This is a genomic window from Flavobacterium nitrogenifigens, from assembly GCF_003254565.1.
Classification (GTDB): domain Bacteria; phylum Bacteroidota; class Bacteroidia; order Flavobacteriales; family Flavobacteriaceae; genus Flavobacterium; species Flavobacterium nitrogenifigens.
In genome coordinates, this window is the sequence record NZ_QJRI01000089.1 from 1 (window position 1) to 440 (window position 440).

A 440-nucleotide genomic window follows, 5' to 3' on the forward strand; every position below is an offset into this window, starting at 1 on the left:
TGGTTAATGATAAATCTGCTGATGTTGGAACTGGAACCGTAGTAGCTTCTGCATAGTCGTCTTCTGTTGTAACTCCATTGTTTGGAGCAGAATCTGGATCAGGCTGGCTGCTTGCTGTGACTTCGGCATTATTAGTGTAATTTCCTGTAGCATTTACTATAGCTGTTATCTGTAAAGTGTGAGTGGCTGCAATTGCCATATTTCCAACTGTCCATAAACCTGTTGCTGGATTATAATCTCCAGCTGTTGCAGTGTATGACACATAGGTATATCCAGATGGGAGCAAATCGGTAACAGCAACACCATCTGTTGCTTGCGGACCTGCATTATTTAGCTGTAAGCTGAAAGTTACCTGAGAACCTACAAGTGGAGTAGCATTATCGACTGTTTTGGTTAATGATAAATCTGCTGATGTTGGAACTGGAACCGTAGTAGCTTCT

General features: G+C 42.0%; 1 protein-coding gene. It reads right to left on the bottom strand.

All coding sequences use genetic code 11. The annotated features are described in order from the left end of the window. Positions 1–440: DUF11 domain-containing protein (locus DM397_RS00385; protein ID WP_162615426.1), on the bottom strand; the 440-nt coding region annotated here is incomplete at both ends.